Origin of the sequence: Paenibacillus jiangxiensis (assembly GCF_046098255.1) — a bacterium.
In the GTDB taxonomy this organism is placed as follows: Bacteria; Bacillota; Bacilli; order Paenibacillales; family Paenibacillaceae; genus Paenibacillus; species Paenibacillus jiagnxiensis.
In genome coordinates this window covers 1-14,447 of record NZ_JBJURI010000010.1, presented here as the reverse complement: position 1 = coordinate 14,447, position 14,447 = coordinate 1, and the positions used below count along the sequence as shown (strand labels likewise).

General features: G+C 51.3%; 14 protein-coding genes. 4 read left to right on the top strand and 10 right to left on the bottom strand.

Translation table 11 applies throughout. From position 1 onward, the window contains the following. Positions 1–9 precede the first annotated feature (9 nt). Together ACI1P2_RS11550 and ACI1P2_RS11545 are read right to left on the bottom strand one after the other, a co-directional pair. Positions 10–771 carry a pseudouridine synthase gene (locus ACI1P2_RS11550; protein ID WP_355319863.1) on the bottom strand — a complete coding sequence of 254 codons (762 nt, stop codon included), beginning with the start codon at positions 769–771 and terminating at the stop codon, positions 10–12. After that, a complete protein-coding gene (locus tag ACI1P2_RS11545; protein ID WP_355319861.1) occupies positions 768–2,306 on the bottom strand; it encodes an RsmB/NOP family class I SAM-dependent RNA methyltransferase in 1,539 nt (512 codons plus the stop codon). The genes ACI1P2_RS11550 and ACI1P2_RS11545 overlap by 4 nt, the downstream gene beginning before the upstream one ends. A 166-nt stretch (positions 2,307–2,472) precedes the next feature. On the opposite strand from ACI1P2_RS11545, the gene ACI1P2_RS11540 reads away from it, so the two are divergent. Continuing rightward, positions 2,473–3,036 (top strand): thioredoxin family protein, encoded by a 564-nt coding sequence (locus ACI1P2_RS11540; RefSeq protein WP_408976205.1) that lies wholly within the window; start codon positions 2,473–2,475, stop codon positions 3,034–3,036. A gap of 78 nt (positions 3,037–3,114) precedes the next feature. On the opposite strand, the gene ACI1P2_RS11535 is transcribed toward ACI1P2_RS11540, so the two are convergent. The 3 genes from ACI1P2_RS11535 to ACI1P2_RS11525 are packed head-to-tail and all read right to left on the bottom strand — an operon-like array spanning position 3,115 to position 5,559. Then, positions 3,115–3,621: a DUF309 domain-containing protein gene (locus ACI1P2_RS11535; RefSeq protein WP_355319857.1), complete on the bottom strand. Its 507-nt coding sequence runs from the start codon at positions 3,619–3,621 to the stop codon at positions 3,115–3,117. Positions 3,622–3,623: 2 nt separating this feature from the next. Continuing rightward, a complete protein-coding gene (locus ACI1P2_RS11530) occupies positions 3,624–4,436 on the bottom strand; it encodes a GTP pyrophosphokinase (RefSeq protein ID WP_355319855.1) in 813 nt (270 codons plus the stop codon). Positions 4,437–4,464: 28 nt separating this feature from the next. Further along, complete coding sequence (locus tag ACI1P2_RS11525) at positions 4,465–5,559, bottom strand: quinone-dependent dihydroorotate dehydrogenase (protein WP_355319853.1); 1,095 nt, start codon at positions 5,557–5,559, stop codon at positions 4,465–4,467. A gap of 193 nt (positions 5,560–5,752) precedes the next feature. Here ACI1P2_RS11525 and ACI1P2_RS11520 point away from each other — a divergent pair, with 193 nt between their 5' ends. After that, the gene (locus ACI1P2_RS11520) at positions 5,753–5,899 is read left to right on the top strand and encodes a hypothetical protein (protein WP_355319851.1); all 147 of its coding nucleotides are present in this window, start codon (positions 5,753–5,755) and stop codon (positions 5,897–5,899) included. Here the strand turns inward: ACI1P2_RS11520 and ACI1P2_RS11515 are convergent. From ACI1P2_RS11515 to ACI1P2_RS11505, 3 genes are all read right to left on the bottom strand, one after another. Next, positions 5,893–7,317, bottom strand: coding sequence for a L,D-transpeptidase (locus ACI1P2_RS11515; protein ID WP_355319849.1), 1,425 nt, complete (start codon positions 7,315–7,317; stop codon positions 5,893–5,895). The genes ACI1P2_RS11520 and ACI1P2_RS11515 overlap by 7 nt on opposite strands. A 157-nt stretch (positions 7,318–7,474) precedes the next feature. Continuing rightward, complete coding sequence (locus tag ACI1P2_RS11510) at positions 7,475–7,714, bottom strand: ferredoxin (protein ID WP_355319847.1); 240 nt, start codon at positions 7,712–7,714, stop codon at positions 7,475–7,477. Between the two features lie 112 nt (positions 7,715–7,826). Further along, positions 7,827–9,107, bottom strand: coding sequence for a DNA polymerase IV (locus tag ACI1P2_RS11505; protein WP_355319845.1), 1,281 nt, complete (start codon positions 9,105–9,107; stop codon positions 7,827–7,829). A gap of 261 nt (positions 9,108–9,368) precedes the next feature. Between ACI1P2_RS11505 and cimA the strand changes: the two genes are divergently transcribed. Then, on the top strand, positions 9,369–10,988 hold the full coding sequence (gene cimA, locus ACI1P2_RS11500) for a citramalate synthase (RefSeq protein WP_355319843.1): 1,620 nt from the start codon (positions 9,369–9,371) through the stop codon (positions 10,986–10,988). Positions 10,989–11,041: 53 nt separating this feature from the next. Here cimA and ACI1P2_RS11495 read toward each other — a convergent pair whose 3' ends face one another. Then, the gene (locus tag ACI1P2_RS11495; protein WP_355319841.1) at positions 11,042–11,632 is read right to left on the bottom strand and encodes a TlpA family protein disulfide reductase; all 591 of its coding nucleotides are present in this window, start codon (positions 11,630–11,632) and stop codon (positions 11,042–11,044) included. A gap of 154 nt (positions 11,633–11,786) precedes the next feature. Between ACI1P2_RS11495 and ACI1P2_RS11490 the strand changes: the two genes are divergently transcribed. Next, positions 11,787–13,061 (top strand): MFS transporter, encoded by a 1,275-nt coding sequence (locus ACI1P2_RS11490; protein ID WP_355319839.1) that lies wholly within the window; start codon positions 11,787–11,789, stop codon positions 13,059–13,061. A gap of 132 nt (positions 13,062–13,193) precedes the next feature. Here the strand turns inward: ACI1P2_RS11490 and ACI1P2_RS11485 are convergent. Continuing rightward, a partial coding sequence (locus ACI1P2_RS11485) for an IS1182 family transposase (protein WP_355319837.1) occupies positions 13,194–14,447 on the bottom strand: 1,254 nt, incomplete at its 5' end.

Genomic DNA, 14,447 nt, shown 5'->3' with positions numbered 1-14,447 from the left:
GTCCCTCTTTTACTCCTCCTGCATGCCCCGGTTCAGCATCGCAAGCTCCTCTTCATTCAGCTCTCGGTAGGCTCCGAGCGGAAGCTCCGGATCAAGGTGCAAGGGACCCATCTCCGTTCTTTTTAAATACAGCACCTTTTTGCCGACAGCCTCAAACATCCGCTTCACCTGATGAAACTTGCCCTCATGGATGACAAGCGATATATAGGAGAGCGGTCCGTCCTCCGTTTGTTCTTTGGACAAAAGCGTGAGCTGCGCGGGCAGCGTCACATACCCGTCATCCAGCTCAACCCCCTCAGCGAAACGCGCTGCATCCTCCTCGCCTACATCTCCCGCTACCGTCGCTTCATAGGTTTTGGGAACGTGGCGGCGCGGAGAAAGCAGCTCATGGGCGAGTTTGCCGTCATTCGTCAGCAGCAGCAGGCCCTCGGTATCCTTGTCCAGCCTGCCGACCGGAAAAGGCTCAAAATGGCGGTCTTCTTCATCCAAAAGATCAATCACCGTCCGCTCACGCAGATCCTCCGTCGCGGATATTACTCCTGGAGGCTTGTGCAGCATGAGATAAATGAACTCCTTGTAGCTTACGCTTTCCCCATCTACTTCAATTCGGTCCTGATAGGGATGAACCTGCATGCCGCTGTCTTTGGCAATCGTACCGTTAATGCTAATGCTGCCCTGCTTAACCTGCCTTTTGATATCGCTGCGGGAACCAAATCCCATATGGGTGAGCAGCTTGTCCAGCCGCTGTGTCTGCCTGCCTTGTCCCTTCATGCGGAAGTCCACCTCCATCCTGCCGGATATTCGTTTTTCAGCATGCCGTCCTGCCATTTCCCCCATCCGGCCGCATATCCGTCAATACAGATCAAAGCGTAACCCTTCGTGGAGGCTCCTTCGGCAAGCAGGACTCTGCCCTCCTCAACCGGCAGTGTTTCGCCTTTAAGGTAGCGGACAGCCTCCGGGTTGCTCCCGTCCAGCACAATGGACCTGACAGAGTCATTCCTGTGCAACGCCGTTGCCAGCGGATGGGAGGGCGTGAAGCGCCCGTTTTTGACCGTTCCCACGAACCAGCCCGGCCGGACCACCTTCAGGCCGTTCAGCATGTCCGGGTCCAGTGGCGACTGGTAGATACGGTCACCGTATGCAACGGTGCGGCCCGGAAGCTGCAGCGTGAGCTGCTCTGCGGCGAAGGAAGCCCAAACCTCTGCAGCTGTGTGCTCTTCCCCCGCTCTGCTGCTGCGGCGGCCCTCTCCGCCGGACCGCCCGCGGCCGCTCTTATGCCGCTGCGCCTTGACCCGTCCGCGTGCACCCGCCTCTTCCCCCGCTGATCGCTCAGATATAGGCAGCGTTCTGTCGGAAGCCGTCTCATCCCCGGCATTCCCTTCCCATTGCAGCACGGCTGCGAAATGGCCTTCTCCCTCAATCCGATGCGGCCACAGTCTGCCGGTCCCTGTTAACTGCTCAATGCCGGCATAACGCTCCTTGGACGGAATCCATTCCGGCCGTCCCGGGGAAAATCCGGGCCGTCCCGTTAACGGCACTACACGGAATCCCGGATTTGCCTCCAGAAACTCCGCGATCATCTCTTCGTTCTCCTCCGGAGCAAACGTACATGTCGAATAGACGATGACACCGCCCGGAGCGAGCAGACGTGAGGCGATACGCAAGATATCCCTTTGCATCACCGTACATTTTTCGACTGAATGGGTCCCCCACTGTCTGGCCATGTCCTCGTCCTTTCTGAACATGCCTTCACCTGAGCAGGGAGCGTCAATTAGCACCTTGTTAAAATAATGCGGAAATGCTTCCGCTATCCGATCCGGAGACTCATTCAGCACCACCGCGTTGCGCACCCCGTAGAGCTCGATATTTTTGGCTAAGGCTTTGGTGCGCTCCCCATGAATATCATTGGTGACCAGGACACCGCTGCCCTGGAGCTTGGCCGCGATTTGCGTGGATTTTCCTCCAGGTGCGGCGCACAGGTCCAGGACCCGGTCCCCGGGCTGAATATCAAGCAGCTCCACGGGAGCCATGGCGCTTGGTTCCTGAATGTAATACAGACCCGCATGATAATAAGGATGCAGCCCGGGCTTGGACCCGTAAGGAACGTAGAAGCCGATTGGGCACCAGGGAACAGGCCGCAGCTCAAAAGGCGATATTTTCACAAAATCCTCTACTGATATTTTCAGCGTATTCACGCGTATTCCCGTATGAGGCACCGCATCATAGGCCGCCAAAAATGCATCAAACTCCGACCCAAGCAGCCTGCGCATTCTCTCTATAAAAAGTGCCGGTAATTGTACAGCCATGTCATCTGATCATCCTGTTCTGTCGAAAAATCATTCATTCGCTCTTCATTATAACAGCCGCTCTATATTTTAACACAAATGCCACACGGGTTATCCCGCATGCTTAAGAAAGCATGTTAGGTTTATGCGTTTCCCGTTGTTTCACTACACGCTGTAATGCTGTATAATGATAGGCAGCCGCCATACTATTTATACTTTGATAGGAGAGATTATTTTGAAAGCAAAGAACAAAAAGCTTATTCCGATTATCGGCTTTTTTGTGGTGCTTGCCGTGCTGATCGGCGTTCTGATTGCCATCAATGCTGGCAACCGGAGCGAGCTGTACAACAAATCCGTTTCCTCTCTCAATCCTGCTACCCGAGAGCTGCTGAATGATCCTAACTATCAGCAAATCATTCTGCCGGATGACCTCCAGCAAAAGATTAGCAATAAGGAAAGCTTCTTCGTCTACTTTTTCGCTTCCGATTGCCCTCACTGCCGGGCTACCACTCCTCAGCTTATGCCGCTTGCGGACCAGGAAGGCTTCACCCTGCACCAATTCAATCTGCGGGAATTTGAAGAAGGCTGGAACCAATACAACATCGAATTTACGCCTACACTGGTGTACTATGAAAATGGCGTGGAAAAGGAAAGACTCGTCGGCGGTCTGAGCGAAACGGCCGGAGACAACGGCAACACGCTGGACCAGTACAAGACCTTGTTTGAAAAATACAAAACAAACGCCTCCTGATTTCTGGCGGAATCCATATTAAAGATAGAACAAAAAAACCTTCAATCGCACGGATTCCTGCATTGAAGGTTCTTTTGCTTATTCATTCCGTTCAGCATCCTCTTTCCGGCGGCCCGCAAGGATGTTCTCCCTTTCCATATGCTTGGCCCCTCTCTGCGGTTTAACCTGCTGCGGGATATTGGGGCTGATCAGAGCCGATGCCTGATCCACTTCCCGCTGCAGCTCCGGATCGGTGATGAGAATCGTAAGATCATAAAAGTCGAAGGGAGCCTGGTCATAGTCTGCCAGCCGCTCCGTGTACTGAGCCATCTCGCTTACCAAACGGCCCATATCCATGCCGAGCGCCTCTTTCTGTGCAGCCTTGAGCTTCTGTAGTGCGCTTTCCAGCATCATCCTCGACCCGCGCACGTTGCCGTTGCGGAAATGAAACAGGCCGACCGCAAGCTGGAGCAAGCCTTTATACAGCGGATTCCGTCCGGTTTCCAGCCATAGCTCCTCCAATACCTCATGACACTCGAAGTAATCCCGGTCCCGGTTAAAATATACGAGATACGATATATACAGCGGTGGATAGTTAGCCGCCATGCTTAAACTTCATCCCTGTCCTCATCCGTTTTGGAGCTGTCCAGCATTCTCTTGATCTCGTCAAACAGTTCCTTGATGCCTTCCATATCATGTTGCTCCCACAGCTCATTAAACCGGTGCTGGGCTTCGATCGCTTCACTCACCTTATGGTAGAAATAAAGTTTGTGCATCGCTGTTAACGTCTTGGATACGATGTTGGACTGATCCTCAAATGTTTTTTGCGCATCCAAGATTTCCAGACGGATCGCGGACATTTCATTATCGAGCACAGAAGCCGCTTCCGCCGCTTTTTTAAGCCGTTCTTTGATTTCCTCCGGCAGGCTCTCCCGGTATTTGTAGCTCAGGGAATGCTCAATGGTTGCCCAGAAATTCATCGCCAGGGTCCGGATTTGAATCTCGGCCAGCACGATTTTCTGGCCGAGGGCCGTTTGCACCGGGTACTCCACGATCATATGGAAGCTGCGGTACCCGCTTTCTTTAAAATTGGTGATATAGTCCTTCTCGTATAAAACGGTTAAATCCTTCCGTCTCCGGATATACTCGGCCACACGGCGGATATCTTCAACAAACTGGCACATAATGCGAATGCCGGCGATATCTTCAATCCCCGTTTCCAATTGATCCATCGGAACTGAAAGCCGTTTTGCTTTATCCAGAATGCTGGATATTTTTTTGATACGGCCGGTAACAAATTCGATCGGCGCGTATTCCTCGCGTTTTTTCAGTTCCGAACGCATCGTTTTGAATTTGACCTTCAGTTCTTCAACCGTCTGTTCGTATGGAAGCAAAAATGTTCCCCAATCTCTTCCGTCCATATCTCGTGCCCCCTGTCCGTTCGTCTGCTTATCGGTGGTCAGCGCCCACCGCCTCGCTGATGTGTTTAAAGCCGTCCCGCCGCAGCAGCTCGCGCAAGCCGGCATGAATTTTTCCGTTTATCTCCGGTCCCTCATAGATCAAGGCCGTATATATTTCAACCAGGCTGGCTCCAGCCTTGATTTTGTCATAAGCATCACGGCTGTTGAAGATGCCGCCTACCCCGATAATGGGCAGTTTGCCACCCGTTTGGCGGTAAACGCTGCGGATGACCTCCGTAGACCGCTCACGCAGAGGCCTCCCGCTGAGGCCTCCGGTTTCTCCGGCATTTTCATGTGTCAGCCCGTCGCGCGAAATCGTCGTATTGGTGGCGATGATGCCATCTACGCCGCTAGCCGCAATGGCCTCCGTCATATATTCAAGCTCCGCGTCCGTTACATCAGGCGCAATTTTGACGAGAACCGCTTTGGACTGCCCTGATTTCGCCGCTTGAGCCCCCATTTCCGCCTTGACCGCAGCAAGCAGTTCCTTCAGCTCGCTCCCGTGCTGGAGCTTGCGGAGATCCGGCGTATTCGGGGAACTGATATTTACCACAAACAAATCCGCATGCGGATATAAAGCGGCTATGCACTTCTCGTAATCCGTATAAGCCTGCTCATTGGGTGTTATCTTATTCTTGCCTATATTCACGGCGATCGGAATCGCTCTGTTCTTCAAGGAAGCCAGTCGCTTCACTATTTCCGCTGTTCCTTTATTGTTAAAGCCCATCCGGTTGACCAGCGCTTGATCGGGCGGAAGCCTGAACAGGCGGGGCTGATCATTCCCCGACTGGGCCAGCGGTGTAACAGTTCCGACCTCTATAAATCCGAAGCCGATGGCTGAGAAGCCTTCCACCGCTTCCGCATTTTTATCTAGTCCCGCAGCCAGCCCGACGGGGGTGGGAAAATGCAGTCCAAATAAATCCACAGCCAGATCGGCTGTTTCCCGCACACCGTACATGCCACGCAGCAAGCCGGTCCCTCCGGGTATTCCGGCCGCCTGCCTCATGCCGTCAATGACAAGATGATGCGCTTTTTCAGGGTCCATTTTAAAAAAAACAGGTTTGGCAAAATTGCGGTATATCACTCAATCCACTCCGTTCTCTACCGTCTCCGCTGCAGCGAAGTCTCTACTGACCACTCTGAAATAGTTTAGCTTTTTCTTCCCGAAAAAGAAAGTAATAAGCATCACTATTATGGGACAGGCAGGAGAGTGAAAGCGCCTCAGCGAATCCATTGAATAGGAAGTGCAAATGATATCACAAGAAGGAGTGATTTCCATGTCAGTCAAACGTAAACCTCCGGTCCTGCAGCAGAAAAAGGAAGAGGTAAATAAAAAAGCAATTACCTGGACTGCCGCCAGTCTGGTTGTTCTGATTCTGATTATCGTCGCCGTAATTGTGCTGGCCAATGCCGGCAATCAATAAAGCCAGTGGTAGATTTTGCGCGGATTGGTCTGATCGCTGATCTGCTCGCTTGTGAACCGGACCTCAGGGACAAGCAGCCGATCAGGCAGGCCGCCTGTCTGAATCGTGACCCGGGTACCTGAAGGTACGAGAGCGAACAGTTCTTCAACGTCCTCCTTGCTCATACGGACACATCCCAGGGACTCATCCTTGCCGATGCTGTCCGGTTCATTCGTTCCGTGGATGGCATAGTTGGTATCGGACAGTTGCATGCCGCGACTGCCGAAATCTCCATCCGATCTGCCGTTCGGGTTCACAACCTTATCCGAAATCTCATAGTTGCCTTCGGGGGTTTTGTTCCCGCCAAGCCCCACTTCATAGTTGCGGATCATGACGTTCCCACTGACAACAGCAAGCCGGTAATTGGATTTGTCTACAATAATCTGCAGCGGCTCGGTGAAGAAGGGGGCTGCGTCCAATGAAGAGGCCAGCACGGTCCCCTCGGCTGCCGGCATCTTCTCTGCTGAAGCCTCTCCACCCTTTGAGCCTGCCAGGCGTTTTTTCAACAACGGAAAGGCCGGCTTCATGCCCTCCGATATACCGTCCATTACATTGTCGGGAAATGCCCCGGTCAGGCCATTCAGGCTGTCCGGAAGCTTGTCGTAACGTTTGCGGTAGGCAGCGAGCGAGCTGTTAAGCACAGCCAGTTCAACCTGTCCGGAAGTCCATGCTGCCGCCTGAGCTTTAATGGCTGAGGCGCCTGCAGGCTCGCAATGGCATTGTTCCGGATCAAGGGATTGAACCAGTACCTTCCCGCTGCCTTCTTTGTCCAGCCGGTATACAGCTTTAAGCTGCTCGTTCCACAAGAGCCATTCCCCTTCCTTCTCCATTCCGAGAATGGTAGTGCTCGCAGGAAGAGTGTCTTGGCGGGCGAGGAGAGAGCCCACCTTCACAGATATCTGTTCAGGGCTTCCATCCCCTGCTGAAAATTTTATATCCGGTTTGGAGCCGCCCGCTGCCGGGCTTGCCTCTCCCCGCAATCCCTGCTCTCGGGTCTTATCCATGCCAGTCAAAGCCTGCTCGCTTTCCGGCTCCTCGCTTGCCGTTTCGCTTCCCTGCGCAACTTTCCCAGGCGCATGAGCCGGCGGCATCAAGATGAGCAGCAGAAAAAGACAGCCGACCAACAGCCTACGGATGCGGGCGTTCCTTTTCTCCTTCGCACGGGCGATCTCAACGAGCTTGTTCTGATATTCCTCCCATACATCCTGGGGAATCTGTTTTTTCTCAAACGCTTCGAACACTTCGCCGGCTTTATTGAAGCAGTAGTTTGCTTTTCCCTGTTGTCCGCTATTTTGATATTCCTTGCCGAGCAAATACCAGCCCATTTTATTATCAGGATGCTGTTTTACATATGTTTTAAGATGTGACGTATCGCTCACGGAAACCCCCAGTTGTATTCGTCATACAAACCCATCTATGTATATTTTTCGGCTTGAACTGTTATGCTTTATATAGATCAGTAAGAAAAAATGGCATCTCCCACCGCCATTACGGTAAAAGATGCCATTTTCAATGCTACGGCAGTGCTAATATAAGTTAATTTTTGTTAAAAGGCTCGTCGGCAATCTTAATGGAATCCGTCGGGCATCCGTCACAGGCATCCTGCATATCATCAAACAGGTCTTCACTGATCGCTATAACACCGCGGTTGTTATCCCCTTCATAGATGACTTCAGCAAGGCCTTCATCATCATAATCATAAATATCAGGTGCTGTTGCGCCGCAAGCGCCGCAAGCGATGCACGTATCTTTCTCAACCCAAGTATATTTAGCCATAGTATTCTCTTCCTCCTATACGATAAAACCAACCTGTCTTTCCGTCATAGAAACATATTAATACAAAAATATTGTGAATACAAATGATTTTAAGCACATTGAACTCCAATTTTCAGTCCAAGCCCGGCAAATTATCCTTTTGCAGCGAAGTTCCCCGCAGCTTGTTGTTGCGAAGCAGGACGGATGGATCATCACCCAGCATGCCTGCCGTCAGCACCGCATTTTCGCCAAATTTATCGCGCAGCGCATCCATCGCCTTGATCAGGCTTTCTTTTTTGGGCTGCTTCTCATAATCAAACAGGTCCAGCTGTACGGCTGCTTCCTCCTTCGGAACGAGCTGCTGTAATGTAATGCCGAGCAATCGCACCGGTTTCTCCTCACTCCAGTGCCGCCGGTAAAGCTCACAGGCTTCCTTATATATTAATTCGGCATCCTCCGTCGGATTCTTTAGCATTTGTGAACGGGTAAATGTCTTCATCTCGGGTGTTCTGATCGTGATCTGCACTCCACCTGCCAGCATTTTCTGCCGGCGCAGCCTCCGCGCCACCTGGTCGCTGATATTAAGCAGTATTCGCCGAACGTCCTCTGCCTTATTCACGTCCTGCGGAAGAGTCGTGGTGTGTCCGATGGACTTGTTCGGCTCTCTTTCCGTCTGGACAGGAGAATGGCTAATCCCGTTGGCCGCAAGCTTCATCCATGAGCCGTTCACCCCAAAATGCTCAATAAGATGCTGCTCGTTTGCCTGAGCCAGCTGGCCTATTGTCCGGATGTTAAGCTGCTGCAGCCTGGCGGCCGTTTTGCGGCCGATCCCGAACAGTTGGGCACAAGGCAGCGGCCATAACACCTTCGGCACGTCACGCAGCCGGAGAATGGAGATCCCGTTCGGCTTTTTCATGTCAGAGCCCATCTTTGCCAGCAATTTATTGGGCGCGATGCCGACTGAGCATGGCAGGGACAGCTCCTCGGCAATGCGCCGCTGGATGTCTTCGGCGATTTCCACCGGAGTCCCAAACTGCTTGGAGCCGGTAATGTCCAGATAACATTCATCAATGGATGTAGCCTCAAGCATGGGCGTATAGGAATAAGCGATCTGCATAAAGGCTTTGGAATAGCGCCTGTACAGATGAAAGTTTGGCTGAATGATGATCAGGGACGGACAGATGCGGAGCGCCTGATTTACGACCATGCCTGTCGATATGCCCAGCTTGCGGGCTTCGTAAGAACAGGTGACGATAACTCCTTTGCGCAGCTCGCTGCTTCCCGCAACAGCGGTGGGGCGTCCTTTATATTTATGCGGCTCTTCGGCGGCATGTACCGAGCAGTAAAATGCGTTCATATCAACATGAAGGATGACTCGTCCATCCGCCGGATAATAGTCACTGACTTCTTTCACTTGCAGCCCTTCTATCTGTTTAATTTGCAATTGCCGGGGTGATCCGCAAAAATCTCAGTAGTTTCAATTTTACATCAGCCCATTGCAAAATTCATGCCCCTGATTTGTCTTTCCGGCGCAAAATCTGTTATTGAGGTTACACTTCGTGCAATAAATTGCTATAATCATATAAATTATAGATTCTTCAACACACAAACGCTTTACTGTAAATTTTCCAATCCAAAATTTGCTTACGAGACGCCATTCCAAAGGAGGATCTACATGTCAAAGACCATCTCCATCTTTGATACTACCTTGCGAGACGGAACACAGGGAGAGGGCATCAGCCTGTCTGCGGACGATAAATTGAAAATTGCCAAAAAGCTGGATGATCTTGGTGTTCATTATATTGAAGGCGGCATTCCCGGCAGCAACAGCAAAGATATTGAATTTTTCAAAAGAGTTCAGCAGCTCGGCCTGAGGGCCAAAATCACGGCATTCGGCAGCACCCGCCGTAAAGACAGCGTTACGGAGCAGGATGCCAATTTGCAGCGGATTCTCCAGTCCGGTGCGCAAGCGGCTACGCTGGTTGGCAAGTCATGGGATTTTCACGTGCATACCGCGCTGCAGACTACGCTTGAAGAAAATCTTGCCATGATTTATGACTCTATTGCCTTCCTGAAGCGGAGCGGCATGGAGGTGATATTCGACGCCGAGCACTTTTTCGACGGTTACAAGAATAATCCCGAGTACGCGGTTGCGGTTATGAAAAAAGCCCAGGAAGCCGGTGCGGATTGGCTTGTTATGTGCGATACGAACGGCGGGTCCATGCCTCATGAAATTTATGAAATTGTAACGAGCCTCGGCCAAACCGTTGAATCGGCCCGTCTCGGCATCCACACTCATAATGACTGCGAATTGGCGGTTGCCAATGCGCTCACTGCCGTTCAGGCCGGTGCGAGACAGGTGCAGGGCACCATGAACGGGTACGGTGAACGGTGCGGCAATGCCAACCTCTGCTCCGTCATCCCGAACCTGCAGTTGAAGCTGGGTTATGAGTGTATTAGCGGGGAGCAGATGAAGCAGCTTACTAATTCCGCCCGCTATATCAGCGAGGTTGCCAATGTCAACATGCCTGTAAACCAGCCTTATGTCGGCAACGCCGCTTTTGCCCACAAGGGAGGCATTCACGTTTCCGCTATTATGCGCGACTCCCGCACGTATGAGCATATTGTGCCGGAGGAGGTCGGCAACAAGCAGCGTGTTCTCGTATCCGAGCTGGCCGGACAGAGCAACGTGCTGTCCAAGGCGAAGGATATCGGCATCCATCTCGATCCAAGCAGCGAGGAAGCCCGTTCCGTCATCGAGAAAATCAAGGATCTTGAGCACCAGGGCTACCAATTTGAAGGGGCTGACGCATCGCTGGAGCTGCTGATCCGTGAGGCCAACGGGGAAATAAAAGAGCTGTTTACCTTTGAATCCTTCAAGGTGCTGGTGGAAAAATCCGCCGGCAGACCCGTCGTATCGGAAGCATTCGTTAAGCTGAACGTGGCGGGCAGCAGCGTATATACCGCCGCAGAGGGGAACGGTCCGGTCAATGCGCTCGACAATGCTCTTCGTAAAGCGCTGGCTCAATACTTCCCTGCTCTGCGGGATATGCATTTGTCAGACTATAAAGTACGTGTGTTGGACGAAAAAGACGCTACTGCGGCGAAGGTCCGGGTATTGATTGAATCAAGAAATTATGAAAATACGTGGAATACGGTGGGCGTATCCGGCAACGTGATCGAAGCAAGCTGGGAAGCGCTGGTTGACAGCTTCCGCCATGCCCTGCTCTCGGAGAACATCGAGCTTCCTTCTTCCGGAACTGCCGCTTCTTCCAACGGAATTGTCAATCATTAGTCTATATTTCAGCCATAGCTCCGGGTTCACTATTACGTGGTCCCGGAGCTATTTCACTTCGTAACCGATTCCTCTGTCAGCTTGCGGATTTTTTCCTCCAATTCTTCTTTGCTGTACACCCCCAGCAGCATTTCACGCACCGTTCCATTACCATCAATGAGCACGCTGGTAGGAAAAGCTGCTCCGCGATAAACATCAAATACTTCTCCTGATTTATCCAGCAGGATCGGATATGCTAATCCCAGCGATTTTGCAAATTTCCTTACATCTTCCTGGCGGTCATATTTCGTGACATTGATGCCGTATACATCAAGCTTTGTCCTGTATTTGGCTGCCAGCTCATTAAGAAGCGGAGCCTCGATCCTGCATGGATCACACCATGAAGCCCAGAAGCTGAGCAGCTGTATTTTGCCGTTGCCCTGTCCTACCGTGTAGGTTTTGCCATCCAGCCCCTTCAGCTTGCTCACAGGTGCTGTCGCCCCCTCCTGTGCCATAGATGACGCTGCAGGAGCTGCCACGGCCGCTGCCGGTTCATCAGCGAAGGCAGTTGCCGGGTGTATTGCTGTGATTCCCATGAAAGCTGCCCCAATGCTCAAACCTGCCGTCAAAATAATCTTGATTTTTATATACATAATTACCTCCATGTTTTTAATAACAGTCTCCCCTTCTGCCACATTTTTATAGCCAGGTTCCGATCTGTCTATTTCTGCATGATCTCATGCCGGACGGGTTACATTACTGACGACAGAGAGCGAAAGGACTGGGACCATGAACGGAACACGAGGCAGAAGCAGATGGATGCCAGAAGCAAGACAACATCGAAACCGGCACATCAGCCACACCGGGCACAAAGAGCAAAATGAAAAGAAACCATCGAAAGGCGGAGGCAAGTGGGGGGAATATACGGCTCTGGCCAGCGTTCCTCTCGTTCTGGTGCTGGGCAACTCGATGATCGTACCGATTTTGCCGGAGCTGCAAAGCAAGCTGGGGATCAGCCAATTTCAAAGCAGTCTTGTCATCAGCCTGTTTTCCATAGCCGCTGGAGTTATTATTCCTGTTTCCGGTTATTTATCCGACCGTTTTTCCCGTAAAGCCGTTCTCATTCCAAGTCTTATTTTGTATGGCAGCGCAGGCATTCTCGCAGGGATGGGAGCCGTTTGGAACTCCTACACGGTTCTTATTATCGGACGGATTTTGCAGGGCATGGGGGCGGCAGGCACTTCCGCCATTGCTATGGCGCTGGTGGGGGATATGTACAAAGAAGGGACTGAATCCCAGGCTCTCGGTTTAATCGAAGCCTCTAATGCAGCCGGTAAAGTATTAAGTCCAATATTGGGATCACTGCTGGCATTAATCGTCTGGTATGCCTCTTTTTTTGCATTTCCGGTTTTTTGCGTGCTCTCCCTTCTGGCTGTCCTTTTTCTCATACACGAGCCTAAGAACAAGCGTGAACCGGTTCCCATCGGCAAATATATCCATAATATAACCAACGTGATCAAGGAAAAAGGCAGATGGCTGCTGAGTTCTTTTTTTACAGGCGCTGTAGGACTGTTCATTTTATTCGGCATTCTGTTTTATTTATCCGATACGCTTGAAGAGCCTCCCTATAATATCGACGGTGTAGTCAAGGGTCTGATATTGGCCATTCCGCTGCTTGGCATGGTAACCACCTCGGTAATAACAGGGTCAAAAATCAAGAAAAACGGTACCGTCATCCGCAGGTTGATTATTATCGGACTGCTGCTAATGACCGCATCACAGACTGTCGCCATTTTTACAGATCAGAACATTTATTTGTTAATCGGGCTGTTGACGTTAAGCAGCATCGGAACCGGTCTGCTTTTGCCATGTCTGAATACGATGATCACCGGTTCGGTCGAAAAAAGCCAACGCGGGATGATTACCTCCCTGTATAACAGCCTGCGCTTTTTCGGCGTGGCATTTGGTCCCCCACTCTTCGGCTGGCTGATGGGGATATCCCATGCGGCCGTATTCGGCAGCGTGGCGGTGCTGTCTCTGCTTACCTTTTTTCTCGCCTTCAAGCTGATCAAACCTTCGGAAACGGTTCAGTAGCCCGCTTGCACGGCCCACACTTCCGCATTAGTATTAGACATGTAATTACAAAATGAAAGTGGGTGTCCCAAAAGTAAACTTTGGAACACCCTCATCAGTAAAATAGGATGGTATTCGAAAGAAATTAAGGGGCTAAGCGGTCGGTTCTCGCTTAGCTCCTTGGTTTTTAGCGTCTACTGCAGCTTTTTTAAGTAGATTGTGGGCAAGGGAAAGCCACCCGACCTCCATGCTTACTTTTGGTAAGCCTCGAAGCAGGAACCTTTTAAAGCCCCGGTTGTTCTTTATATCGCCAAACACAGGCTCCGGCTCGATCATGCGCCTTACGGCCAGGGCATAACCTTCTTCACTGCGAAGCTTCTGCCTGGCTTGGTTTTTTAGCCGTATATACTTTATGCTCACTTTGATCTCGCGATCGCCTTTGGCTTTTGTACACTGCGGCTTTAGTGGACAATCCTCACAGCCGGCGCTTCGGTAATGTCGATACTCGATCTCATACCCGCTTTCTGTTTTCTCCTTACTTCCTCTTCGGAAATGGAGCGTTTGTCCAGCCGCGCATGTCCATGTATCTTGTTCGCTGTTATAGGTCCAGTTGTCCATCTTGCTGATGTCCTTTTTCCATGCCTTACTTTTTTCGCGGTGATACGTGCTGTACTTCACAATGGCTTCGACTTCATTCTGCTCCAAGTAGTCATAATTTTCTTCACCGCCATAGCCCGCATCAGCGATGACGGTGCCCGGGAGCTTTCCTAACTGCGATTTTACTTTTTCAAGATGCGGGATGAGGCAACGGGTATCAGTCGGACGCTGGTGCAAACTGTAACCGACAATGAATTGGTTTTCTGTACCGATCTGTACGTTGTAACCCGGCTTGAGCTGGCCATTTCGCATGTGGTCTTCTTTCATTCGCATAAATGTAGCGTCATGGTCCGTTTTGCTGTAGCTGTTTCTAGTCCCTAAAATCATTTGTTGTGTTTCGTACTTTTGAAGACACGGAAGTAAGTCCTTGCGGAGCGTACGCACCGCCTTCTTGAGCGGCTTGTCCTTTGGTTTCTCCTGTAGACGCTCCTCCAATTGTTTGACGGCTTGCTCCAGCTTTTCACTGGTGATGGAAGAGGACTCGCCCAGTTCGAGAAGATCCTGGCCGCCGTGCGTCCCTTCTTCTTGTTTCTCGGCTTCCTCTATAGCGGCGAATAAGGTCTGCACTTTCTCCTGGAGCTTGGCTTTATACTTCACCACAGCCTTCCCCCATACAAACGTATACCGGTTGGCATTCGCTTCGATCTTCGTACCGTCCACAAAGTAATGCTCAAGCTGCACGTAGTTCTCCTCGGCCAGAAACTGAAGAACGGCGGTAAACACCGTCTCCAGTACGCTTTTCATTCGTTC